This is a genomic window from Methylomonas sp. HYX-M1, from assembly GCF_040741385.1.
GTDB classification, from domain to species: domain Bacteria; phylum Pseudomonadota; class Gammaproteobacteria; order Methylococcales; family Methylomonadaceae; genus Methylomonas; species Methylomonas rhizoryzae.
This window is the reverse complement of record NZ_CP160405.1, coordinates 4,319,270-4,343,447: the sequence shown is the minus strand read 5'-3', so window position 1 is coordinate 4,343,447 and position 24,178 is coordinate 4,319,270. Positions and strand designations below refer to the sequence as shown.

The following is a 24,178-nucleotide window of genomic DNA, read 5'->3' as shown; positions in this document are numbered from 1 at the left end:
TGATGGCTGGCGTTCCCGAATTTCAGATACGGTGGCTATGCAAAATCTTAGCGACGAGTTGGCGCATATCGAAGCATCCACGCTGCAACATTACAACCAAAACGCCGAATCGTATTGGCAAGGTACGCAAGATCATGACGTCTCGCAAAACTACACGGCATTTTTAGATGCGCTGCCGGCGGGCAAGTCGTTGGACATTTTGGACTTGGGCTGCGGCCCCGGCCGCGACGTCAAACATTTTCGCGCATTGGGACATAATCCGGTCGGACTGGACGGTAGCGAGGCGTTTTGCCGCATGGCGCGCGCTTACACCGCTTGTTCGATATGGCACCAGAGTTTTCTGAACTTGGATTTGCCGCAGCAGCGTTTCGACGGTATCTTTGCCAATGCCAGCTTATTTCATGTGCCGCGTATTGAATTGCCTAGGGTGTTGATGGAATTACATGCGGCATTGCGAGCGGGCGGCGTTTTGTTTATGTCTAACCCGCGCGGCAGCGGCGAAGGCTGGTCCGGGCAACGTTACGGGTATTTCGTCGAATTCGAAACCGGCAGCCGTTATCTAGCCGACGCCGGTTTCGACATTCTGAGTCATTACTATCGTCCCGCCGGCAAACCCAGGCATGAACAGCCTTGGTTGGCCATCGTGGCCAGAAAGGCGTGACAAATTCCTGGCGCTTGCTCCGTTTGTAGCAGAAGGGTCGGTGAGATCAACCGCGCTATTACCAGTGGGGTATAAGCCGCTTAAGTAGGCCGTTTGCCGGTCCTAAGCGGCAATAACCCGATCAATCCGCCGGCAAACAACCATGCCGCGGCCGGAAGCGGCACGGCCGCCGGTTGTAACCAGCCGCGGATTTCTCCGCCGCCGAATGTCGAGGTGTGCAAATTGAAATACGCCAGACCGTTGTCTGCGCCGGTTAATAGAGCGGCCATTGCCCCGTCCGCAGTTCCACCGTTTGCCGCGAGGAAGCCGGCGCTATAACTTGCGGTTTGGGTTAAATCGTAAGTAAAGTCGTAGTTGCCGGACGAAACGCCCAGCGGAAAGCCGGTGAACGTGGGCGTGATGGTGGCCACGCCGGTGTTGGAGCCCGGCAAGGTACAGCAGTGAATGTGGGCGGCGGTTGTGGTGCCGGTCAGATTGTCGAACGTCATTTGGATGCGCATGGTCTTGAGATCCAAATCGAATGATACCGAACCTGAGCCCGTAGCCGGTGTGGAGACGCTGGGCACTTCTGCAGCGCCGCTCAGCTCGAAGTCGTAAACCGTTTGATTGGCGGCGAGCGCACTACCTGATGCCGCCAACCAGCCGATGAGCAATAGGCCGAAATGATTTTTCATGATACCCCCTAAAAGTTGTCCGGTTAGTAACCTTGCGGTTGGCCCGCCGGCTACCGGCTGTCCAAGCGATAGAACCGAATTTTGCGATTTATCGCAATTTGTGCGGGCGGGTTGGTTGTACGCGCTTCTGGCGTTTAAGTCAATTCCATGCAGGCCCCTGCTCAGAGCTGCCTCATTGGCGCCACTGCCCGACTGCCGCCGAGCCTGATTGTGCTGTAAACCTGCGCGGTTCGCATCATTAGGCGCGGTCGATTTAACAGCCGGGTTATGAGGTTGAACTGCTGAACGCCCGTTACGTGAAAGTCTTTGTGGTGGACAACAAAAACGATTTCAACGATGCCGAGGTCCCAATTTCACGATGGTCAAGTAAGTGGTGTTGCTCTGCACAAGATGAAATACTCGCAGAATGGTTTCGAAAAAATCTCGCAAATTAAGACGACCGGTCATATAATTGTTCCATGACAAAATCGATAGCAAAACAAATTAGAAAAGATCGTTTATTAGATCAGGGGGTGGGCTTGCTCTTGGAGAAGGGTTACCATGCTACCGGCTTAAAAGAGATATTGGATGCAGTGCGGATTCCCAAAGGGTCATTTTATGCTTATTTTCCCAGCAAAGAACAATTTGCTGCAGAGGTTATACAGCATTACATCGAGCCGTTCATATTGCGTTTGAATGAGCACTTACACAATTCCGAGTTAGATGGCTTAGCGGCACTGAAAACCTACTATAACGAGCTCATCGTCGAGGTAGAACTGCGCGGTTTTAAAGGAGGGTGCTTGTTAGGTAATTTAATGGGCGAAATCGGCGATACCAGTTCGTTGTGTCGAGATGCGTTATTGGAGGCGGTGGATCGGTATAGTGCGTTGCAGAGATCCGCGTTGGAGCGTGGGCAGAGTGAGGGCATAGTGCGAGTCGATAAATCGGCTCAAAGTATGGCGGATTTAATGCTGAACGGTTGGCAGGGGGCTCTATTGCGCATGAAGGTTGAGCAGTCCGTACAACCTTTGCGGGAAGTGTGTCGCGAGTTGTTGGATGACTACTTTAAAAGTTGACGAGATATTTGCTAGCAACGCCGATTGATTTGGAGGCGCAGGTGTGAACATCGTTTCTTGCGAATTAAAATGTAATTAGGCGCATCCGAATTTAGGTAGGTATGACATGTTGGTCCAAAAACAAAAGCTCAATGGGATACAAGCAGCAAGAGGTGTGGCTGCGATGTTGGTAGTTTTGCACCATGCGGCAAACCATCTAAAACAGGATGTAGGCTATCTTCCGTTAGATGGACTGTTTCATTTCGGTCGAGCTGGAGTCGATTTTTTTTTCGTATTAAGCGGCTTTATTATATTTTATGCGCACCAAAGAGATTTGGGCCGGCCCAAACAGCTTGGGCGCTATATTTATAAGCGATTTACAAGAATATATCCAATATACTGGGTGGCAATGTGTATATTATTGACGGTAAATGTTTTTAGCGGTAAGAATTATTCAATTCCGGGTTTTTTATGGGATGCTACCCTTATGCCCGGCTCGAAACTGGAAACACTGGGTGTGGCGTGGACATTGCGCTTCGAAATATTATTTTACTTTTTGTTTTCATTGGTGATTATTTCTTTCCGGGTGGGTGTTGCATTGTTGGTGGTTTGGATGTTGGCAATATTGGCATATTCGGCAGGTTTGCTACTTAAGCCGGATAATCCATTTATGGGGCTATTTATTTCGGCTTGGAATTTTGAATTTATATTAGGTTTGTTTGCCGGATTTTATTTATCAAAATACAAGTTGCCAGTTCCAATGATTTTGCTGATTATATCCATTTTTGGTTTTTTAGTGACCGGTATGTATGAGAATATTGATGCTTTGGATGGAACCAAATCTTACGCCCGCATACCTTACGGCATTCTTTCGTTGGTTATCTTAATGAGTTTAGTCGAATGCGAGCGCTCGGGCTACCTGCGAGTGCCGGGGGTTATGGTCTTAATCGGAGAATCATCATATTCTATATATTTGATGCATTTGCTATTCATTGGAATTGCTTACAAAATTATGACATTTGCAGGCGTTTTGAATGGTATTCCCGTTTGGATTAGTTACGTGCTGTTATTTGTTTGTGCGGTTATTGGAGGGGTGTCTTTTTTTCTGACTATAGAGCGCCCGATACTTAATGCGAGTTATGCTTTGGCAAATAAGACAATGGTGCGTAAAAAATAAATTGCCTGATTTAGTAGGAGTTGTATATCAAGACCTTGATTATTAGGCTCAGTTTTTTTTGTTTGGCGCTGGTTATAGTTATAGAACTTGGTCTTGGCTATGTTCGTTATCAATTCGAAGTGGGTCCAGGAAGGCCATTGCTTTGGTCGGTCGTTAGCGGAGGGCTTCTCCCAATGGATAACGCTGCAGAGGAGTCAATATTAAGTCGACGGCAGATCGAACAAAAATTGTGTGCTGACAGTAATGAACTGCTTGAGTCGATAAGTAGTAATTATTCTTTTTATTTTAATAAATTGATCGACGCCATAAAGCAGTCCGGAGCGGGAGTTGTTGTAATATATATACCAGTTTACGGCGTTCAAGGGCTGCAGTGTAAAAATGTTTTTTATCGATTAGCAAAGCAAGTTGGAGTTGAGCTAATTGATATGTCTGGTGAGTTTTCTAGGTATGAGTCTGAGTTAATATATTTGCTTCCTGGCGACAACCACATGTCTCGCTTAGGGCATCAATTAATAGCTAAAAGATTATTTGAATATTTGCAAACGGCTTCAACTAAAAATCTTGAAGTTCTGCAAATCGATAAAAGCAAAGGTTTATTTAAAGGAAATACGAATAAAATTCGAGTGGAAATGTCGGGCCGTCCATATAGGTTGATCACAAATGCCCAAGGCTACAGGATGGATGAAGTGATTAGTTCGTATAAGTCGAGAGTGCTAGTGCTGGGGGATTCCTTTACTTACGGTGCGCACATTTCTAATGAAGATATATATACTTCGATTTTGAATAAAGCGATGTATCAAAAGCAGGTGATTAATGCAGGTATGTCGGGGTATAGCATAGATCGAGAATGGCAGTATTATCAGCAACATGCTAGGTTTTTAGCTGCTGATGTAGTCATTATTCAAGTTAGTGATAATGATCTTTCCGATTTTATGGAATGCTTTCGTAGTGAAAGCAATGCAATAAATAATATGAAGTAGTGGCTTTATTCGTAACTTATTGAATATAAATTGCTTTTTGATCGGATTGGGTGAAATCATAAAAACGAGTATTTGTATTTTATTCAACAAGTTACAGTGATTTTAGGCCTTGGAGTCACGGATTTAAGAATAACAAAGAATATGTTGTTGAAGCTGTGTTTGTTGAAAAATTAAATCTAGGATTATTGAGGCTTTTAAAGCAAGTTTAATGTCGGTGTTTATCGTAGAAAATGCTTGCTGTCAGGGTGTATTAAATTTGATGCTAGTTAAGTACCGACAAAGCGGGGGTTTTATTCGGTTGTTTTTAGACGACCGGTCATTTATTAGGAGTGTGTAATGCCAAAATACATCATAGAACGGGGTATCGTGGGAGTGGGTAAGTTGACTGCGATTGATTTGCAAGCAATATCGCAGAAATCTTGTGACGTGATAAAGGGAATGGGGCCGGATATTCAGTGGTTGCAGAGCTTTGTTACGGGAGATAAGGTTTATTGTATTTATATTGCCGATGACGAGAAGTCAATACGGCGGCATGCTGAGCTTGGAGGGTTTCCGGTAAATCGCATAGAAGAGATCAAAACTATAATCGATCCGACTACTGCTGAATCATTGTCAAAAGAGTGATGGGGCATTTATTTGTTTGCTACGTGACATTAGACAATGAAACTCACGCTTTTTTCTCGGAGGAGAAAAATTTTTTAAACGGGGGAAATTAATATGAAATTAAAATTCAGTGTGTTATCTATAACATTTGCGTTTGGCTGTATTAGCGTTTCCGGTCATGCCGACGAAACTTGTGCGTCACCGTATATGGCAAAGATTACCGGGCAGGAAGACTTTGTATATGTCTGGACCTTGGGTGAACAAGGGGTTGGTGATGAGCAAGACAAGTTGGTGACCGTAGATGTAAATCCTAAATCAAAACAATACGGAAGAGTAATAGCTAGTTTATCGGTAGGAGGGCGTAACGAAGCGCACCATTCTGATTTTACGGATGATCGCAGGTATCTTTGGGCAGGTGGTTTAGATACCAGCAAAATTTTTATTTTTGATGTGGCTTCCGATCCTGCAAAGCCCAAATTAGTAAAAACCCTCAGTGATTTCGTGACTAAAACCGGTGGGGTGGTGGGGCCGCATAGCTTTTACGCATTGCCGGGACGGATGGTTATTACAGGTTTGTCGAATAATAAAGACCATGGCGGGCGAACAGCGCTTGTAGAGTACAGCAATAGTGGTGAATATGTTGCTACGCACTGGCTGCCAACGGATGGTGATTTACAAGGTGCCGTAAAGTCCGGGCAGTATGCCGATGGTTATAACTACGATGTTCGCGCTTTGCCGCGTAAAAATTTGTTGTTGACTTCATCGTTTACCGGCTGGTCGAACTACATGATGGATTTCGGCAAGATGTTGGGCGATGCGGAAGCGATGAAGCGTTTTGGGAGTACTATGGTTCAATGGGATTTACATACTCGACAGCCTAAAAAAATTTTCGATGTGCCGGGGGCGCCTTTAGAAATTCGTTGCGCTTGGAATGATGCGCACAACTACTGTTTTACCAGTACTGCATTGACATCCAAGATCTGGCTAATTTATCAGGAAGCTACTGGGGAGTGGCTGGCAAAAGAGGTTGCCGATGTCGGTGATCCGGGTAAGGTGCCGTTGCCGGTTGATATATCCATTTCTAGTGACGACAAAACCTTATGGGTCAATACGTTTATGGATGGTAAAGCTCGGCAATTCGATATAACTGATCCATTTCATCCTAAGCAAGTGTATGAGAAGAAGATTGCCAGTCAAGTGAATATGGTCTCATCGAGCTGGGATGGTAAGAGATTGTATTTTACCTCTTCTCTGTTAGCGAACTGGGATAAAAAGGGTCAAGAGGACGAGCAATTTCTGAAAGCCTATAGTTGGGATGGTACAAAATTGACCGAGCAATTTGCAATTGACTTCAGCAAAGAGAAATTAGGGCGGGCGCATCAAATGCGGTTTGGGGCTTATGCGTTGTATTCCGGTATTGTTGGTGAAAGAAGTCCGACCTTAGGTGCCGCACAGGTGACTCCGCACTGACTTGGCTACAAGACGGAGTGGGCGCGTATTGATTGAGCGGAGAATGGTCGGGCACGGTGGTTGGTTAAGGCGGCAACAGCGGGTTACCGTGCTGCTCCGGGAAGCTGAGTTTTTGCGACTTAGCCGGTTGTATTAAGGGAGGGCTATTTTACTTGTTATGGGTGGGTATTTTTAGGAAATCTCTTGGGTTACGTCAAAAACATATGTTGTCGAGTGTCGTCGGGCGAAGGGGCGTCAAGTACTTTTTGGGTTGCATGAAATTTGGCCGCAAAAACCGTCGATCCTGCCGGGGGCGGAGGCTGAATATCAATAGTTGATTGGAGGAAAGTGGTGTAAAGAGGGTAGGGCTGATTTGGAGTGAGCCGGTACATGGCTTTCTGTCGGAAAGATGGATGTCTGATATAGGGGGTATGGCTTATTCTTCGCCGATGTGGTGAATCGGAAAAATCTTACCGAGAAACGATGAATATTGTCTTGACAAGGATCAGTGAGATGGTAGACTGCGTGGCACTTTTAGGGATGGAAGTGGGTCGTAAACTTTACGATTCGATAGATGGAAATGTATAAAAAGAGCTTTCGGAATTTTCCGGAAATTTTTAAATCTTTTAGGAGGTAGAAATGGCTGCTACAACTGAATCAGTTAAGGCTGATGCTGCGGAAGCACCGCTTTTGAACAAAAGAAACCTAATTCTAGGTATTCTTCTTTATCAAGTGTTTTACACCTGGGTGCGTTGGTATGAAGGCGTTTATGGCTGGTCCGCTGGTCTTGACTCATTCGCGCCTGAGTTTGAAACATACTGGATGAACTTCTTATATACCGAGATCGTTCTGGAAGTACTGTTTTTCGCAGGTATCAATGGCTATATCTGGAAAACTCGTGATCGTAAAGTGATGTCAATCACTCCACGTGAAGAACTGCGCCGTCATTTCACACACTGGATTTGGTTGGTGTGCTACGGCTGGGCAATCTACTGGGGTGCTTCTTACTTCACCGAGCAAGATGGTACTTGGCACCAAACAATCGTTCGTGATACCGACTTCACTCCAAGTCATATCATCGAATTCTATCTGTCATACCCAATCTACATCATTACTGGTACTGCTTCTTTCATGTATGCAAAAACCAGACTGCCAACCTATCATGAAGGTTTGCACTTGATGTACTTGGTTGCAGTTATCGGACCTTTCATGATTCTGCCAAACGTTGGTTTGAATGAGTGGGGTCACACCTTCTGGTTTATGGAAGAGTTGTTTGTTGCTCCATTGCACTACGGTTTCGTATTCTTTGGTTGGGCTGCTCTGGCTGTAATGGGTGTTGTGAACACTGAAGTAATGGCAATTGCGAAATTGCTGAAAAAAGACTTGGCTTAATTTAGTTAAGTTGTAAAAGTAAAATACTATCTCCTTTCTTGTCCTGCTTTTATAGGCAGGACGAGATAAGGTAAGAAAAGTAATAAAAAATAATTTTAATTCTTTAGGAGGTAAGCTAATGAGCGCATCTCAATCAGCTGTACGTTCACGTGCGGAAGCGGTGCAAGTTTCCCGTGCGTTTGACTGGATGATTCTCTTTACACTGTTTACAGCAGTTTTGGGCGGTTATCACATTCACTACATGTTGACCGGTGGTGACTGGGATTTCTGGACCGACTGGAAAGATAGACGTCTATGGGTTACTGTAGCACCTATCGTTTCCATTACATTCCCTGCGGCTGTTCAAGCTTGCTTGTGGTGGAGATACCGTTTACCAGTTGGTGCAACCTTGTCTGTGGTTGCTCTGATGGTTGGTGAGTGGATTAACCGCTACTTCAATTTCTGGGGCTGGACATATTTCCCAGTAAACATCTGCTTCCCATCAAACTTGTTGCCAGGTGCAATCGTTCTGGACGTCATTCTGATGCTGGGCAGCAGCATGACTTTGACAGCGGTAGTTGGTGGTTTGGCTTACGGTCTGTTGTTCTATCCAGGTAACTGGCCGGTTATCGCTCCTCTGCACGTGCCTGTAGAGTACAACGGCATGATGATGACTTTGGCGGACTTGCAAGGTTATCACTATGTACGTACTGGTACTCCTGAGTACATCCGTATGGTAGAGAAAGGTACTTTAAGAACTTTCGGTAAAGACGTTGCGCCTGTATCAGCGTTCTTCTCTGGATTCGTTTCTATCATCATTTACTTCTTGTGGCACTTCTTCGGTCGTTGGTTTTCTAAAACCGACTTTATCGCCGACGACGCTTCTTAATTCGAAGATTTTGTTGATAAACGACTGGCATGTTTGGTTTGTTGCCAGAAGATCTTAAAATTACAAGGTTCTCTAGTAATAGAGGAGGAAATATGAAAATAATTAAAGACAAAGTTGCAAAACTGTCCTTTGTCGCCCTGCTGATCTCATTGACAGCAGCGATGTTCTACGCGCCAGCAGCTTCTGCTCACGGTGAAAAATCACAGGCTGCGTTCATGCGTATGCGTACTATCCACTGGTTTGACTTGAACTGGTCAAAAGAAGAAGTGGCTGTGAACGAAACCATGACTATTTCTGGTAAGTTCCTGGTTTTTGCAGGATGGCCGGAAACTGTTGATAAACCGGAAGTATCCTTCTTGAACGTAGGTATCCCAGGCCCTGTATTTATCCGTGCAGGTTCTTGGATTGGTGGTCAGTTGGTTCCTCGTTCAGTTTCATTGGAATTGGGCGAAGTTTATGAGTTCAAAGTACTGTTGAAAGCACGTCGTCCAGGTGACTGGCACGTTCACTCTATGATGAACGTTGAGGGCGGTGGTCCTATCATCGGGCCAGGAAAATGGGTAACCATTACCGGTTCAATGAGCCAATTCGTTAACCCAGTAACTACTTTGACCGGTCAAACCATTGATCTGGAAAAATACGCGCTGGATAACGTTTACTTCTGGCACGCAGTATGGTTTGGCATTGCGTTCGCTTGGTTGCTGTTCTGGATCAAACGCCCAATGTTCGTTCCACGTCACATTGCTGTAAGCACTGGCAAAGCAGACACTCTGATCAGCTCTGGCGATAAAAAAGTCGGTATGTTGTTCGGTGTTGGTACCATGGTTATCGTTGCTGCGTCAATGGGTGCTACCAACGAAAAGTATCCTGTGACCACTCCACTGCAAGCTGGTTTGTTGCGTGGCATGAAAACTTACCAAATGCCTGAGTCAACTGTTTCAGTTAAAGTTGACGACGCGACTTATCGCGTACCTGGTCGTGCAATGCAAATGACTTTAACCGTTACCAATAACGGTGATTCAGCAGTACGTTTGGGTGAGTTCAACACTGCAGGTGTTCGCTTCTTGGATCCTGCTGTTCACGAAGACGATACCAACTATCCAGATGACTTGTTGGCTGAAGAAGGTTTGACCGTTAGCGATAACAGTCCGCTTGCTCCAGGCGAAACCCGCACCGTTGAAGTTACTGCTTCTGACGCTGCTTGGGAAGTATATCGTCTGGCTGACTTGATCTACGACCCAGATAGCCGTTTCGCTGGTTTGTTGTTCTTCTGGGATGAAAACGGAACACGTCAAATGGTAACTGTTGACGCTCCGCTGATTCCAACTTTCATCTAATAAATGAAGGTGTTCTAATAGTCAATTAGGACAGAATAAGCCTCCGCTACCATCTAGGTAGCGGGGGCTTTTTTTTGTTGTAGACCAAATAAATGAATATTGTATTTAACCGGATGGATTACAAAATCATGCAAAAAATAGTTGTCGTTGCTGTGTTATTGGGGTTATTAGGATGCCAAGAGAAAAGCGAATATGAAGCCGCAGTGATGGAGCAGCTAAAAAAAGATCAAGATGTAATGGATTATAAAGTTGATATAAATGAGATGGCTAAATGTGTAGTCATGGAAACGAGTAGTAAAATGCCCGGTTTTACACCGTTGGATCCACGCAAAAAAGAAGCATATGAAAGCTATATTAGAATGATGAAGTTAGCCGAATCAACAGACCCTGTGGGTGAAATAAAAGAGCTTGCGGTTGCGTTCGGATCTGCAAAATCGTTAGCAGAGGCGCGAGCAAATTATGCGCAAAGTGTTGTTGAATGTTTAAATGGAATCGTAACTGCAGGGGAAGAGTCCCTTTCCGAGCAAAAACAGGCAAAATGATGCGATAAGGTTTTTTAAAATTACTACTAGAGCTTAACTAAAATACAAGATAGATAAGTGTGCCTGCTTATTCCGAAAATCGCATTTGCACGGCAAAAAATCGAAAAATTTATAAAAAGTTTTACTTGTCTCGCTATACGCAAGTTTTGCTTAGGTCAGGTGAACAAAGGCTTGGCGAGTACTCGCATGTTGACTTGTGTATTAAAGGTACGTATTAAATTTGAGTATTTCACTGCCCTGCTCAAAACATAAGAATAAAAACGAAATCTGATAAAGCGATGATTGTTGGAGGTTGATAAAGGGAGGCTTTCGATCTTGATTGTTTCAAAAACAAATGGTGCTCCAATATTAAGATATGTAACTGATTGGTTTGCGTCTTCAGTGTGCGGAATGTGCGGGTTACAATTCTGAATGAGATTCGGATATTTCTAAGTAAATCGTATTGGGTAGGGCTACTTGATTGTTTTAAAGGGTAGGTATTATTTCTAGGTTCGATTTTTGTATTATTTATATTTGTATTAAAAAGCAATAATTGAAAGCTGTTTAGCCATTGTCGAGCTTTAAGATATATAAGGAAAATAATGCTAATGCTTTGAATATATGTGGCTTGATGATTAGTTGAGTGTGTGAATTTAATAAAAATTCTGAATCCTTATTTATATTATATAAGTATTAAAAAATTATGGATAAAATTTATTCGCCTCATGCAATAGAACAACGTTGGTATCAAGTATGGGAAGAAGCAGGATACTTTGCTGCGAACCGCAATGGGAGTTCTTATTGCATCATGATTCCACCACCGAATGTGACCGGTAGCTTGCACATGGGGCATGCGTTTCAGGACACAATAATGGATGCGTTGAGTCGATACCATAGAATGAAAGGTTGCAATACTCTATGGCAACCCGGAACAGATCATGCCGGAATAGCAACGCAAATGGTCGTGGAGAGATTGATAAACGCAGAAGGGAAGACGCGTCATGAGTTTGGTAGGGATAAATTCGTAGATAAAATCTGGGAGTGGAAAAAGCAATCCGGCGGAATGATTACTCGCCAACTAAGGCGAATGGGGTCTTCGCTCGATTGGGCAAAAGAGCGGTTCACGATGGACGAAGGAATGTCCGATGCCGTCAGAGAAGTATTTATTCAATTGTACGAAGAGGGTCTTATATATCGCGGTAAACGCCTAGTAAATTGGGATCCTGTATTACATACGGCAGTTTCAGATTTGGAAGTTCTGTCGGGAGAAGAAAATGGCTCAATGTGGCATCTTCGTTATCCATTATCCAACGGCTCCGGATACTTGGTGGTGGCGACAACACGGCCGGAAACGATGTTGGGCGATTCTGCCGTTGCTGTGCATCCAGGTGATGAGCGCTATAAACATTTAATTGGCGAGTTGGTAGAATTACCGCTGACCGGAAGACTTATTCCTATTATTGCAGATGAATACGTCGATCCTGAGTTTGGTTCGGGCTGCGTCAAAATTACTCCTGCACATGATTTCAACGATTACGAAGTGTGGGGGCGTCATAAGCAAACACTGGCAATATCTGAACAACCTTATGGCGGATTGATTAATGTTTTTACGCCCGATGCGACCATACGCGATAACGACGAATACCAGATTATTCCATCAGGCTACATCGGGTTAGATCGCTTTGAAGCTAGGAAGCAAATCGTTGCCGATTTGTCGGCACAGAATTTATTGGAAAAAATAGTTGATCATAAGCTTATGGTGCCACGCGGGGATAGGACGGGAGCTGTTATTGAGCCGTACTTAACTAATCAATGGTACGTCAAAATTGCACCGTTAGCAGGGCCCGCTATAGAAGCAGTAGAGTCCGGCCGAATAAAATTCGTACCGGATAACTGGAAAAATACCTATTTCGAATGGATGCGCAATATCCAAGACTGGTGTATTTCCCGGCAAATTTGGTGGGGTCATCGTGTCCCTGCTTGGTATGATGGAAAAGGCAATATCTATGTAGGTCGAAGCGAATCGGAAATTAGAGAAAGGCATAATTTGAGTCACGATTATCCGCTACAGCAGGATGGTGATGTATTGGATACTTGGTTTTCCTCGGCGCTTTGGCCCTTCTCGACACTGGGATGGCCGAACAAAACTCCCGAGTTGGCTGAGCATTATCCGACAAGTGTGTTGGTGACCGGGTTCGATATCATATTTTTTTGGGTGGCAAGGATGATCATGATGGGCCTAAAGTTTATGGGTGATGTGCCTTTTCGTGAGGTATATATTCATGGTCTGGTTCGAGACGCGGAAGGCCAGAAAATGTCTAAGTCAAAGGGCAACGTGCTTGATCCTATAGACATCATTGACGGAATCGATATTGAAACGCTAGTAAAAAAACGTACCACTGGCTTGATGCAGCCTAGAGATGCGCCAAAAATAGAAATAGCCACACGGAAACAATTTCCCAATGGCATTCCATCCTACGGAACAGACGCTTTGCGATTTACGTTTGCTTCATTGGCTTCAACCGGACGAGATATAAGATTCGATTTACAACGAACGGAAGGCTACCGTAATTTCTGCAATAAGCTATGGAATGCGGCGCGTTATGTATTAATGAATACGGCAGGAGAAGAAAACGCAGCTAATAATGTCGATTGTAGATACAGCCAAGCCGACCGTTGGATATTATCGAGATTAAATCGCACAATCGGCGTAACAAGAGATGCAATCGATCAGTACCGGTTTGATTTGGCGGCGCAAGCAATTTATGAGTTTACTTGGAATGAATACTGCGACTGGTATCTGGAGCTGGCTAAAATAACATTGCAGGCTGAAGACGAATTGTTGCGTAGAGGAACTAGGCAAACGCTAGTGAGTGTATTCGAATGTTTACTTCGTCTGACTCACCCTATCATGCCTTTCATAACTGAGGAAATTTGGCAAAGGATAGCTCCGCTAGCAGGAATCAAAGCACCTACCATAATGTTACAACCCTACCCGGAAGCCGATAATTACTTGCTGGACAACGAGGCGGAAATCCACATTTCTTGGGTCATGGATTTTTTGTTGGCGGTACGTCGAATTCGCGGGGAGATGAATATCGCTCCAGGAAAGCCGCTCGATATACTATTGGAGAACGTCACTGAAAAAGATCACGAGCTGTTGCTAGCGAATTCAGATTATTTACTGAAATTAGGACGATTAGCTAACATCACGATTTTAGAATTAAATGAGAATGCGCCGGAAGCGGCAATTGCATTAATTGGTGAATTACGGGTATTGATACCAATTGCCGGATTGATCGATAAGTCTGCTGAATTGGCAAGGCTGGAAAAAGAAATTCAACGGATTGAAAAAGAGCTTCCCAGAATAGAAGGAAAATTAGCTAATACATCGTTCGTAGAAAAGGCACCTGTTGAGGTAATTGTTAAAGAGCGAGAAAAGCTCGCAACGTTGAAACTGTCTCATGCCGGCTTGTTAGAGCAAGTCATCAAAATTCGAAGTTTATAATGAAGCGGCATGACTCTTTATCCACGCTCCCGCAGAGCCTAGAGGAATGGGTCTATACATTACAAGTTGAAAAAATGCCGATTTTTTCCCATACCGCAGGACAAATTTATTCGGCATTAGACGACAACAATAAAGGGGCTATGGAGTTGGCTTCTATAATTTTGCAGGATCCAAATCTAACTGCTAAGTTGCTAAAAATAAGCAATAGCCCTTATTACAACCCCTCGAGACAAAAGATAGGCACTGTGTCTCGAGCGATTGTCATTATGGGTATGCAATTGATCAGGGAGCTGACGCTGGCATGTTCTTTTTTTGAGTCAATATTATCATCGGCTAATAAGGAATGTGCAAATCGAGAAATCGCAAAGGCAATTCATTCCGCTGTGCAGGCCAGAGAGTTAGCCGTATCAATGGGAGATAAATCGCCCGAGGAAGTGTTTGTCGCTGCTTTGTTGATGAATGTTGGAAAAGTCGCTTTTTGGTGCTCGAATAGTCCTGCTGCTGCGAAAATTCAAGAGTTACTTAAGGTCGGTGTTAATTCTTTGGATGCTGAGAAAAGAGTTTTGGGATTCACTCTGGAGGAATTGGGCGGTAAATTAAATCAATCATGGCGACTTGGTGGATTAATAGAGGCGGCTATGACGAACAAAGATACTAACGATATTAGAGTTAAATTGGTAAGGCTAAGTGAAAAGCTTTGCGGGGCTTTAGAAATCGGGGAAGAGTCTAAAGAATTAATGGATTGTGTGCAAGAATTGGCTGGTCTATCGGATTTGTCCAAAGAGCAAGTTAAAGCTAAAGTTAGTTTGAGTACTTTAAAAGCAGTTGAAATTGCTCAGCAATTTGGAGCTCATGATGCTTCGAAATATATTAGTAAAGAATCAATAGCTGTAACGGAAATCGAGCCTAAAATATCGGAAGCACAGTTTGATTATAAGAATCTGCAATTACAGATATTACAAGAAATCGCGTTGCACGTTAGTGGGGCAATCGATATAAATATATTACTAGAAATGGTATTGGAGGGTGTTCATAGAGGCGTTAACATGGATAGGACGCTGTTTATGATATTAAATAAAAATAGGACCTCAGTAATAGAGAAAATATCGTTAGGATGGAGCAAGCTTAGCGGTTCTAACAAGATTCAGTTTACAAACGAGGAGTCTGGTCGAAACATCCTTTTTCATGGATTAGAAAGTAAAAACGGTTTTTGGGCCAAACCGCAAGAACACCCATCGCTTTATACGGCACAAATTGTAAAGCATATGGGTAAACATGAGTGCTTTGTATTTCCGGTGCAAATCGAAATGAAACCAATCGGATTGATTTATTGTGATAGAGGTGTGCACCATCGGCCATTGACGATAGAAGACTTCTCGATCGTTAATCACTTCGTAAAACAAGTGCAAATTGGTTTGACACTATACCGAATCCGACATTGATGCTATATGAACGAACAGGAAATTTCCACGCTGGATATTTATTTAGTCGAGCCTTCGCATACCCAAGCTCTCATTATCAAACAACATTTACGAAGTTGTGGAATTGAGTCGGTAACAGATATAAGCACTGGAAGTGAATTATTGGCACAATTGAAGCATGGTAGACCTGATTTAATTATTAGTAGTATGTATTTGCCCGATATGACGGGCGTGGATTTAGTCCACGCTATAAGAAAGGACAGCGAGTCTTACGATATGGCTTATTTGCTGATTTCGAGCGAAACAAACATTAAGTATCTTGAACCGATAAGACAGGCTGGTGCGATTGCTATATTACCTAAACCCTTTACTCAGGGAGAGTTGGAAACGGCCTTATATGCTACAGTGGAATATCTACATCCTCAAAAGCTATATATACAACACTTTGATATAGAAGATTTGCAGGTATTATTAGTGGATGACAGCGAGTTTTCACTTAAATACATTCGCAAGGTATTGAGCAATATTGGAATAGAACGTGTAATGACTGCTTCCAATGGCAAACAAGGTCTGCAACTTTACCGAGAATATTATTTCGATTTGATAGTTACCGATTACCATATGCCTGAAATGGACGGTGTGCAGATGGTTCAGGCTATGCGGAAGGATTTTGAACGAGCCATGGTACCTATTATGATGGTAACGAGTGAGCAAAATCAAAATCGATTAGCGGCAATCGAAAAAGCAGGTGTATCGGCGATCTTGGACAAGCCCTTTGAGCCGGGTTCGGTAAAGCGCTTAATTATGCAGTTGTTGGGGTAGTTGATTGTTATGTGATAGCGACGGTGCTCAGTGAGACCTGTAGACAAAATCCTTGAATCATCTATAGTTACGCCACAACTAGAAGAAATTACTTAAATATGGTGACGGCTCCTCCTAACATCCATTTTAGTGGCTTAGCAAAATGTTTAGTCCAACAAGGCTTGCTAACCGAAGACGCTGCAGCTGTAGCCGCACAAGAGGCCCAAAAACAAAAACAACCACTGGTAACCTATCTGGTTGCCAACAAGCAAGTCGATAGTCGAACTATCGCCAAATTAGCGTCTAGCGAATTTGGGGTGCCACTGCTGGATCTGGACGCAGTTGACCTCACGTCGATTCCGGTCAAATTAGTCAGCGAAAAACTAATTCGTCAACATCATGCGTTACCTCTATTCAAACGCGGTAACCGTTTGTTTATTGCAACTGCAGATCCTACAAATTTCCAGGCTCTGGATGAAATCAAGTTTCATACGCGGTTAAATACCGAAAATATTCTCGTCGAAGAAGATAAGTTAGTCCGTTGTATCGATGCTGCTTTGGAAGCGGTTGATACGACAATGGGGAATTTACTTGACGAAGATTTAGATAATATCGATATTTCCGGCGGCGATGAAAAGCCGGCGGAAGACGTATCGTCTTCCGACATCGACGAGGCGCCGATCGTTCGTTTCGTCAATAAAATTCTATTGGATTCGATAAAAAAAGGGGTTTCCGACATCCACTTAGAGCCGTTCGAAAAGCGATTCAGGATTCGATTTCGCGCGGACGGTATCCTTGCTGAAATCGCAAGCCCACCAATCGGGATCGCTAACCGAATTATTTCCCGCATCAAAGTCATGTCGAAAATGGATATTGCAGAACGCCGTGTGCCGCAGGACGGGCGGATCAAAATGCAATTATCGAAGACGCGAGCCATTGATTTTCGGGTAAATACCTGTCCGACTTTGTTTGGCGAAAAGGTTGTATTGAGGATCCTCGATCCTACCAGTGCGCAAATCGGGATAGAAAAATTGGGCTTTGAACCCGCGCAACAAAAATATTTTTTAGACGCCATACATAAGCCATATGGAATGGTTTTGGTTACAGGGCCCACCGGTAGTGGTAAGACGGTTTCCTTGTATACGGGGCTAAACTTGCTGAATAGCGTCGAACGAAATATTTCCACTGCAGAAGATCCGGTCGAAATTACAGTGGAGGGTATTAATCAGGTAAACGTCAATCCCAAGGCAGGACTAACTTTTGCCGAAGCGCTAAAAGCATTTTTACGTCAAGACCCGGACGTTATAATGGTGGGCGAAATTAGGGATATAGAGACTGCAAGTATTGCGGTAAAAGCCGCGCAAACGGGACACTTAGTGTTGTCCACTCTGCACACCAACGATGCTCCGCAGACAATCAACCGCTTGGTGCAAATGGGCATAGAGCCGTTCAATATCGTATCCGCCGTCAATTTAATTATGGCACAACGTTTAGCGAGAAGGTTGTGCGAACATTGCAAAAAGGAAGCCGATTTTCCTGCAAATGTTTGGTTAGCGGCTGGTTTTAACGAGGAGGAGATCGGTACATTCAAATTATACGAGCCGGTCGGTTGCGAACATTGTAACAACGGGTATAAAGGTAGGGTGGGGATTTACCAAGTGTTGCCCATCAGTGAAAAAATGCGGGCGTTAATTCTTCGCGGCGGAAATTCGATGGAGATGGCTGAATTGGCAAAATCCGAAGGTATCAACGATTTACGGGCTTCCGGTTTGTTGAAAGTGCGGCAAGGTATTACCTCGCTGGAAGAAGTCGACCGCGTAACCAAGGACTAAATCATGGCAAAAGAAAGCGATCAAATTGATTTTCTTTGGGAGGGCTTGGATAAACAAGGCAAAAAGACCGGGGGGCTTTTTAGCGCTAAAAGTGAAGCGGTTGCACGGACGGAGTTAAGAAAGTCCGGGGTTAGGGTCATTAAAATCAAGCCCAAGCCAAAGCCGTTGTTCGGGCCCAAAAAACAGAAAATAACCAGTGCTGATATTGCGGTTTTTGCCCGGCAATTAGCCACTATGTTGGAAGCTGGAGTGCCCTTGGTGCAATCTTTCGACATTATCGGCAAAGGTCACGATAACGCGAGTATGTCTGAAATGTTGTTGTCCATTAAGGCCGATATTGAAGGTGGCGATACCTTAGCGCAGGCACTGGCTAAAAAGAATCTATATTTCGACGATTTGTTTTGCAATCTGGTGAACGCAGGCGAGCAAGCCGGTGTGTTGGAATCGTTATTGGATAAGATTGCAACCTACAAAGAAAAAACCGAGTCCATTCGTAAAAAAGTAAAAAAGGCTTTAACTTATCCGATAGCCGTCTTGGTGGTTGCGTGCATTGTGACTGCGGTGCTTTTAATTTTTGTGGTACCGGTTTTCGAAGATTTGTTTAAAGGGTTTGGCGCCGACTTGCCCGCTTTTACGCAATTCGTCATTGAATTGTCCCGATGGATACAAGAATGGTGGTGGGCTATTGTCGGTGTGATAGGAGCTTCCGGTTACACCTTTAGTTTTTTTAAAAAACGCTCTCGGCCTTTTAATCACTTTTTGGATAGAACGTTGTTGAAAATACCCGTGGTGGGAATGATTTTGGAAAAATCCGCTATTGCGCGGTTTGCCAGGACGCTATCGACCATGTCCGCCGCAGGTGTTCCTCTGGTAGAAGCGTTGGTTTCCGTTGCAGGAGCGTGCGGTAACATTTTGTTCTACGACGGCGTGATGAAAATGCGCGATGACGTGGCAACCGGTCAGCAATTGCAATTCTCTATGATTCAGACGGGGTTATTTCCTAATATGGTGATCCAAATGGTAGCCATCGGCGAAGAGTCCGGTTCCATCGATAGTATGTTGGATAAAGTTGCCGATTTCTACGAAGAGGAGGTGGATAATTTGGTCGATAATCTCAGCAGTTTGATGGAACCTATCATTATGTCGGTGCTCGGGGTTTTAGTCGGGGGGCTTATCGTGGCGATGTATTTGCCTATTTTCAAATTGGGGGCGGCGGTTGGTTAGGCCGTGTTCGCATAATCTGCCGCAAAGCAAAATTCCAATTATTTCAAGGCCGGATCTTTACAAAATTCGAGTATGTTAGTCGAAACCTTGCAGCAATCCATGCTAATGCTGGTGAGCCTGACATTCGTGTTGGGCTTAATGATTGGTAGCTTTTTGAATGTCGTAGTTTATCGGCTCCCGCTGATGATGCAAAAGGCTTGGCGCAGAGATTGTCTGGAGTATTTGGAGTTACCGCCGGAACAGGATGCCGAGGCTTTCAACTTGATTTGGCCTGGCTCGCGTTGTCCAAGTTGCCGAGCCGAAATCAAACCGCATCAAAATATTCCTATCTTGAGTTATCTTTTGCTTCGCGGTAAATGCGCCAATTGCTCCGCACACATTACTTGGCGTTATCCATTATTAGAGGCTTTTACCGCGATTTCGTCCGCTATGGTTGCCCTTCATTTTGGATACGGAATAGCGCTGGCATTTGCTTTATTGCTGACCTGGAGTCTAATCGCGTTAAGTGTTATCGACATAGATCACCAATTACTACCGGATTCCATCACCCTGCCACTGCTCTGGTTAGGCTTATTGCTAAGTTTGTTTTCCCTTTATACCGACAGTCACAGCGCCATTATCGGAGCGATAGCCGGTTATCTAAGCCTTTGGAGTATTTACTGGCTATTCAAATTGCTTACCGGGAAAGAAGGTATGGGGTATGGCGACTTTAAGTTGTTGGCGTTGTTGGGAGCTTGGTTAGGTTGGCAATTTTTGCCGTTGATCATTGTGCTTGCATCGTTCGTTGGCGCGCTTATCGGCGTTGTTTCGATAGTGTTGAAACGACAGGATATTAGCCGACCCATCCCATTTGGCCCTTATCTGGCGGGGGCCGGCTGGTTGGCGCTAATTTACGGTAGGGAAATCAACCAATTCTACCTAGGTATTACAGGTTTATAGAATGTTACGGGTCGGTTTAACCGGCGGTATCGGCAGCGGCAAGAGTTATGTTTGCCGCTTATTTGCGCAATTGGGCGCAACGGTTATTGATGCTGATCTGGTAGCTAGGGAGTTAGTGAAACCGGGGCGGCCATTGCTGAATAGCCTAGTTCAACTGTTTGGAGAAGGCATTATTTTGCCGAACGGCGAGTTAGACAGGCTGCAGTTGAGAAACATCGTTTTTTCCGACCACTCGCGTCGTAAAGCGCTGGATGCTATCATGCACCCCGCAATTTACCAGCAGATTGAATCGGAGCTAGGGAGTTTTCAGTGCGGATATTACATCATCGCTCTCCCTTTATTATTGGAAACGCGTCATTTGGCCTCCATCGATCGCATTTTAGTTGTGGATTGTTCCGAGGAGTTGCAAGTATTACGCGTAGTGAAACGCGATAATGTCGAGCCGGAGCAGGTGCGCGCAATTATGGCTGTACAAACCAGCCGGCAGCTCCGGCTTCAAGCTGCGGATGACGTAATAGAAAATTCAGGTGACGAAAGCTTGCTTGCCGACCGCGTGAAAAAATTGCATCAATTTTACCTTGCATTAGCCAACTTAAGGACTACGCCGGCTTGAATACACAAACGATCTACGAATTTCCGTTGAACGAGAGAGTTCGGGTGTTTATGCGTTTGGAACAATTGTTTCAACAACTCAACCACTTTATGGCGGGTGGTTCGGTATTCGATAAAAGGGCTGCTATCGATTCTTTGCTGGATATTCTGACGATTTTCGGCCGTAGTGATTTGAAATCGGAATTAATCAAGGAATTGGAGCGCCATTCCAAAGTGCTAGGGCATTTAAGTCAGAGCGAGGAAGTTGATCGCCACAAGTTGCAAACCATACTGGACCAGCTGAGCCAGGCGAGCCGCAAACTATATAATGCCAGCGGTAAAATCGGCATTAGCGTTTTAGAAAGCGGATTGTTTCAAAGTATTTCCCAACGTAGCGCAATCCCGGGTGGGACCTATTCGTTTGACTTGCCCGCTTTTCATTATTGGCTGGAACAAGATGCGGTACAGCAGCAGAAGGATTTAGAAACCTGGACTCAGCCGTTTGTTGATATTCAATTGGCTATCGATTTGATTTTGGGATTCATCCGGCAAAGTTGCGTTCCGCGGCAAGAGCTTGCACACGCAGGATTTTTTCAACTAGCGTTGGATAAAAATCATCCGGTTCAATTGCTTAGGGTGGGTGTGCCTAAAGCGGCGGGTTGTTTTGCCGAAATCAGTGGCGGTAAGCACAGGTTTAGTATTCGGTTTTTGCTTCCGTCTACCGATGAGAATCGTCCGGTACAAACTCAAGAGGACGTGGTATTCAATTTGGCGCGCTGTGCCGTGTGAAGATGAGCGAGCAAAACCTGTTTTTTGTGTCGTGTCCGACTTGTAAAAAACAGGTGCCTTGGGTTGCTCAGCAGCGCTATAAGCCGTTTTGCAGCCAACGTTGCAAATTGATCGACTTAGGTGATTGGGCCACCGAGGCGCATAAAATTCCAGGCGAACCGGTCGAATTTTCCGAGCTCAATAGCTCCGGTCAGGCTTCTGAGTGAATTTGTCGGCCGTTAAAAAAGCGCTAATACCGGCCATACCCTGGCAGCCGGCCGCAATTGCCCGTTGTAGATCGGTCGCTTTCAAACCGCCCATGGCGAAGACCGGAATATTAATTTCGGCCACTAAGCTGCTTACAGCCGACCAACCCAACGCAGGCGCGTCCGGATGGGTTGGGGTAGGCATGACGGGCGCTAAAACAGCAAAATCCACGCCAATGCGTTGTGCGTGTTCGAGTTCCCCAATATTATGGCAAGATGCAGCAACCCAGTCGAAACCGCGAGGGCGATGATTCAGGGTTACCAGCCGGCGTGCCGTAAGATGAATGCCGTCGATATCGTGTGCTTCGAAGTTATGATCGGAGTTACCAAGCAAGGTAATAGCATTGCTTTTGCAAAAAGCAGCGACCTGATGATGGAGCTGGCTAATTTCTGATGTCCGGGCCGATTTACAACGAAATTGCAACAGGCTGATGCCTTGCTTTTTTAATAATTCCAGTTTGTCCGAAATCGAAGAACAATTTACGCCCTCTAAAATTGCATAGCGATCGGGTAGGCGCACGGCTGCTATGATCGGGTAGTTAGCGGCAGGGAATCTGTAATCGGAAAGTTCGTCGGGCTTAGCCCAGGCCATTGCTTGATCTTCGCGCGCGTACGGCGTTCCTGAATATCCGACTACTTGCCACACATCCAACAGAACCGCCAGCTCCGGGTATCGATGTTTGATTTTCAGTAACGGTCGTGCGTGATGGACCTCAATACCGACTTCCTCATGCAGTTCTCGGTATAAGGCTTGTTCCGGAGACTCATTCGGCTCCAGCTTACCGCCGGGAAATTCCCATAAGCCGCCTTGGTGAACATTCTTGGCGCGTTGAGTTAACAAAATTCGGCCGTCCGGGTTGCGTATTACGCCGACAGCGACATGCAACGGGGCTGGATCTAACATTTATGTGCGATATTCGGCATTGATCTTGACGTAATCGTAGGAAAAATCGCAGGTAAGAATTTCTTGGCAAGCGTTGCCGCGGCCAAGCCGCACGGTAATTGCGATTTCCGCTTGATCCATTACGCGTTGCCCGTCTTGTTCGGTATAGCCGGGTGAGCGTCCGCCGGCTTCGACGATACAAACCGTACCCAGATAAATTTGTACTTTTTCTAACTCTAAATTGACAAGGCCGGCTCGGCCGACTGCTGCCAAAATGCGCCCCCAATTCGGGTCGCTGGCAAAAAATGCGGTTTTAACCAAGGGTGAATGGGCAATCGTTTTGGCCACTAATACGGCTTCGGCGTCATCTTTCGCTTGCTCCACCGCAATCCGTATCAGTTTGGTCGCGCCTTCCCCGTCTCGTACGATCAACTCGGCCAGGCGTTTGAGTATTTGCGAGACGGCTGCGGAAAATACCGCGTAGTGATCGGTGCCGGGCAATATTTCCGGAGCGTTGCTGCAGCCGGATGCCAATAAAACGCAAGCATCGTTTGTGGATGTGTCGCCGTCCACCGTAATACGGTTAAATGATTGTTCAACCGCTTCGGACAAAATGTGTTGCAAGACGGATTGTTCAACCGTCGCGTCGGTGGCGACAAAACTGAGCATAGTCGCCATGTTGGGATGTATCATGCCGGCGCCTTTTGCGATACCGGTGATCGTTATCTTTTGGCCGGCGATCTCGACGGCACAGGAAGCGCCTTTGGCGAAAGTATCCGTGGTCATGATGGCTCGGGAGGCCTTATCCCAATGTGATTCATCGAGATTGGCCACCGCCTTGGGTATTGCTCCGGCAATTTTGTCCACGGGCAGCGGCTCGCCGATGACTCCGGTAGAAAAGGGCAATACCTGTTGGGCTATAGCGTCCACTTCGTCCGCCACCGCTGCGCAGCAGGCAAAAGCATCCTGTAGCCCTTGCTTGCCGGTGCCGGCGTTGGCGTTACCGGAGTTGACCAGCAACCAGCGCGCTCCCATGGTCAAATGATCTCGAGCGAGAATGACCGGAGCCGCACAGAAGGCGTTTTGCGTGAATACTGCCGCACAGCTGCCGTTTTCAGCCATTTGAATGATTAAAACGTCATCTCGTTGTGTTTGTTTGATTCCCGCGTTACACGTACCGAGTTTGATTCCCGCTACCGGATGCATAGTTGGAAAATCACAGAGTCCTACTGCCATGTCATCTCCCATT

At 45.2% G+C, this 24,178-nt stretch carries 22 protein-coding genes; 19 read left to right on the top strand and 3 right to left on the bottom strand.

Translation table 11 applies throughout. The features are described 5' to 3' along the window. The first annotated feature begins 37 nt into the window (after positions 1–37). Positions 38–661 (top strand): class I SAM-dependent methyltransferase, encoded by a 624-nt coding sequence (locus AB0A83_RS19615; protein WP_367155005.1) that lies wholly within the window; start codon positions 38–40, stop codon positions 659–661. An 80-nt stretch (positions 662–741) separates the two neighbouring features. Here AB0A83_RS19615 and AB0A83_RS19610 read toward each other — a convergent pair whose 3' ends face one another. Continuing rightward, positions 742–1,335, bottom strand: coding sequence for a CHRD domain-containing protein (locus AB0A83_RS19610; protein ID WP_150051405.1), 594 nt, complete (start codon positions 1,333–1,335; stop codon positions 742–744). 458 nt (positions 1,336–1,793) lie between these two features. Between AB0A83_RS19610 and AB0A83_RS19605 the strand changes: the two genes are divergently transcribed. The 18 genes from AB0A83_RS19605 (at position 1,794) to yacG (ending at position 22,007) form a co-directional block, all read left to right on the top strand. Then, complete coding sequence (locus AB0A83_RS19605) at positions 1,794–2,390, top strand: TetR/AcrR family transcriptional regulator (protein ID WP_150051403.1); 597 nt, start codon at positions 1,794–1,796, stop codon at positions 2,388–2,390. A gap of 106 nt (positions 2,391–2,496) precedes the next feature. Further along, entirely contained in the window at positions 2,497–3,546 is a 1,050-nt protein-coding gene (locus AB0A83_RS19600) for an acyltransferase (protein ID WP_150051401.1), read from the top strand. 173 nt (positions 3,547–3,719) lie between these two features. Further along, the gene (locus tag AB0A83_RS19595; RefSeq protein ID WP_150051399.1) at positions 3,720–4,526 is read left to right on the top strand and encodes an SGNH/GDSL hydrolase family protein; all 807 of its coding nucleotides are present in this window, start codon (positions 3,720–3,722) and stop codon (positions 4,524–4,526) included. A gap of 336 nt (positions 4,527–4,862) precedes the next feature. Then, positions 4,863–5,150, top strand: a complete 288-nt coding sequence (locus AB0A83_RS19590) for a DUF4242 domain-containing protein (protein ID WP_150051397.1) — start codon at positions 4,863–4,865, stop codon at positions 5,148–5,150. Between the two features lie 93 nt (positions 5,151–5,243). Beyond that, positions 5,244–6,599 carry a selenium-binding protein SBP56-related protein gene (locus AB0A83_RS19585; RefSeq protein ID WP_367155004.1) on the top strand — a complete coding sequence of 452 codons (1,356 nt, stop codon included), beginning with the start codon at positions 5,244–5,246 and terminating at the stop codon, positions 6,597–6,599. A gap of 618 nt (positions 6,600–7,217) precedes the next feature. Beyond that, positions 7,218–7,970: a bacterial ammonia monooxygenase, subunit AmoC gene (amoC, locus tag AB0A83_RS19580; protein WP_367155003.1), complete on the top strand. Its 753-nt coding sequence runs from the start codon at positions 7,218–7,220 to the stop codon at positions 7,968–7,970. A gap of 118 nt (positions 7,971–8,088) precedes the next feature. Beyond that, positions 8,089–8,838, top strand: a complete 750-nt coding sequence (gene amoA / locus AB0A83_RS19575) for a bacterial ammonia monooxygenase, subunit AmoA (protein ID WP_150051391.1) — start codon at positions 8,089–8,091, stop codon at positions 8,836–8,838. A gap of 92 nt (positions 8,839–8,930) precedes the next feature. Continuing rightward, entirely contained in the window at positions 8,931–10,175 is a 1,245-nt protein-coding gene (gene amoB / locus AB0A83_RS19570; RefSeq protein WP_150051389.1) for a bacterial ammonia monooxygenase, subunit AmoB, read from the top strand. 92 nt (positions 10,176–10,267) lie between these two features. Next, a complete protein-coding gene (locus tag AB0A83_RS19565) occupies positions 10,268–10,717 on the top strand; it encodes a hypothetical protein (RefSeq protein ID WP_232056715.1) in 450 nt (149 codons plus the stop codon). Positions 10,718–11,399: 682 nt separating this feature from the next. Next, the gene (locus AB0A83_RS19560) at positions 11,400–14,204 is read left to right on the top strand and encodes a valine--tRNA ligase (protein ID WP_367155002.1); all 2,805 of its coding nucleotides are present in this window, start codon (positions 11,400–11,402) and stop codon (positions 14,202–14,204) included. Then, positions 14,204–15,646: an HDOD domain-containing protein gene (locus AB0A83_RS19555; protein WP_367155001.1), complete on the top strand. Its 1,443-nt coding sequence runs from the start codon at positions 14,204–14,206 to the stop codon at positions 15,644–15,646. The genes AB0A83_RS19560 and AB0A83_RS19555 overlap by 1 nt, the downstream gene beginning before the upstream one ends. 6 nt (positions 15,647–15,652) lie before the next feature. Further along, positions 15,653–16,447, top strand: coding sequence for a response regulator (locus AB0A83_RS19550; RefSeq protein WP_150051383.1), 795 nt, complete (start codon positions 15,653–15,655; stop codon positions 16,445–16,447). Between the two features lie 98 nt (positions 16,448–16,545). After that, on the top strand, positions 16,546–18,258 hold the full coding sequence (gene pilB, locus AB0A83_RS19545) for a type IV-A pilus assembly ATPase PilB (protein WP_150051381.1): 1,713 nt from the start codon (positions 16,546–16,548) through the stop codon (positions 18,256–18,258). A gap of 3 nt (positions 18,259–18,261) precedes the next feature. Then, on the top strand, positions 18,262–19,482 hold the full coding sequence (locus AB0A83_RS19540) for a type II secretion system F family protein (RefSeq protein ID WP_150051379.1): 1,221 nt from the start codon (positions 18,262–18,264) through the stop codon (positions 19,480–19,482). A gap of 72 nt (positions 19,483–19,554) precedes the next feature. Beyond that, the gene (locus AB0A83_RS19535) at positions 19,555–20,421 is read left to right on the top strand and encodes an A24 family peptidase (protein ID WP_367155000.1); all 867 of its coding nucleotides are present in this window, start codon (positions 19,555–19,557) and stop codon (positions 20,419–20,421) included. A gap of 1 nt (position 20,422) precedes the next feature. Beyond that, positions 20,423–21,034 (top strand): dephospho-CoA kinase, encoded by a 612-nt coding sequence (gene coaE / locus AB0A83_RS19530; protein WP_150051375.1) that lies wholly within the window; start codon positions 20,423–20,425, stop codon positions 21,032–21,034. Next, positions 21,031–21,801 carry a cell division protein ZapD gene (zapD, locus tag AB0A83_RS19525; protein WP_150051373.1) on the top strand — a complete coding sequence of 257 codons (771 nt, stop codon included), beginning with the start codon at positions 21,031–21,033 and terminating at the stop codon, positions 21,799–21,801. The genes coaE and zapD overlap by 4 nt, the downstream gene beginning before the upstream one ends. A gap of 2 nt (positions 21,802–21,803) precedes the next feature. Further along, on the top strand, positions 21,804–22,007 hold the full coding sequence (gene yacG, locus AB0A83_RS19520; protein WP_150051371.1) for a DNA gyrase inhibitor YacG: 204 nt from the start codon (positions 21,804–21,806) through the stop codon (positions 22,005–22,007). On the opposite strand, the gene AB0A83_RS19515 is transcribed toward yacG, so the two are convergent. Both AB0A83_RS19515 and argJ read right to left on the bottom strand, forming a co-directional pair. Beyond that, entirely contained in the window at positions 21,979–22,950 is a 972-nt protein-coding gene (locus tag AB0A83_RS19515) for a Nudix family hydrolase (RefSeq protein ID WP_367154999.1), read from the bottom strand. The two genes, yacG and AB0A83_RS19515, sit on opposite strands and share 29 nt — an antisense overlap. Then, entirely contained in the window at positions 22,951–24,165 is a 1,215-nt protein-coding gene (gene argJ, locus AB0A83_RS19510; protein WP_150051367.1) for a bifunctional glutamate N-acetyltransferase/amino-acid acetyltransferase ArgJ, read from the bottom strand. Positions 24,166–24,178: the final 13 nt, after the last annotated feature.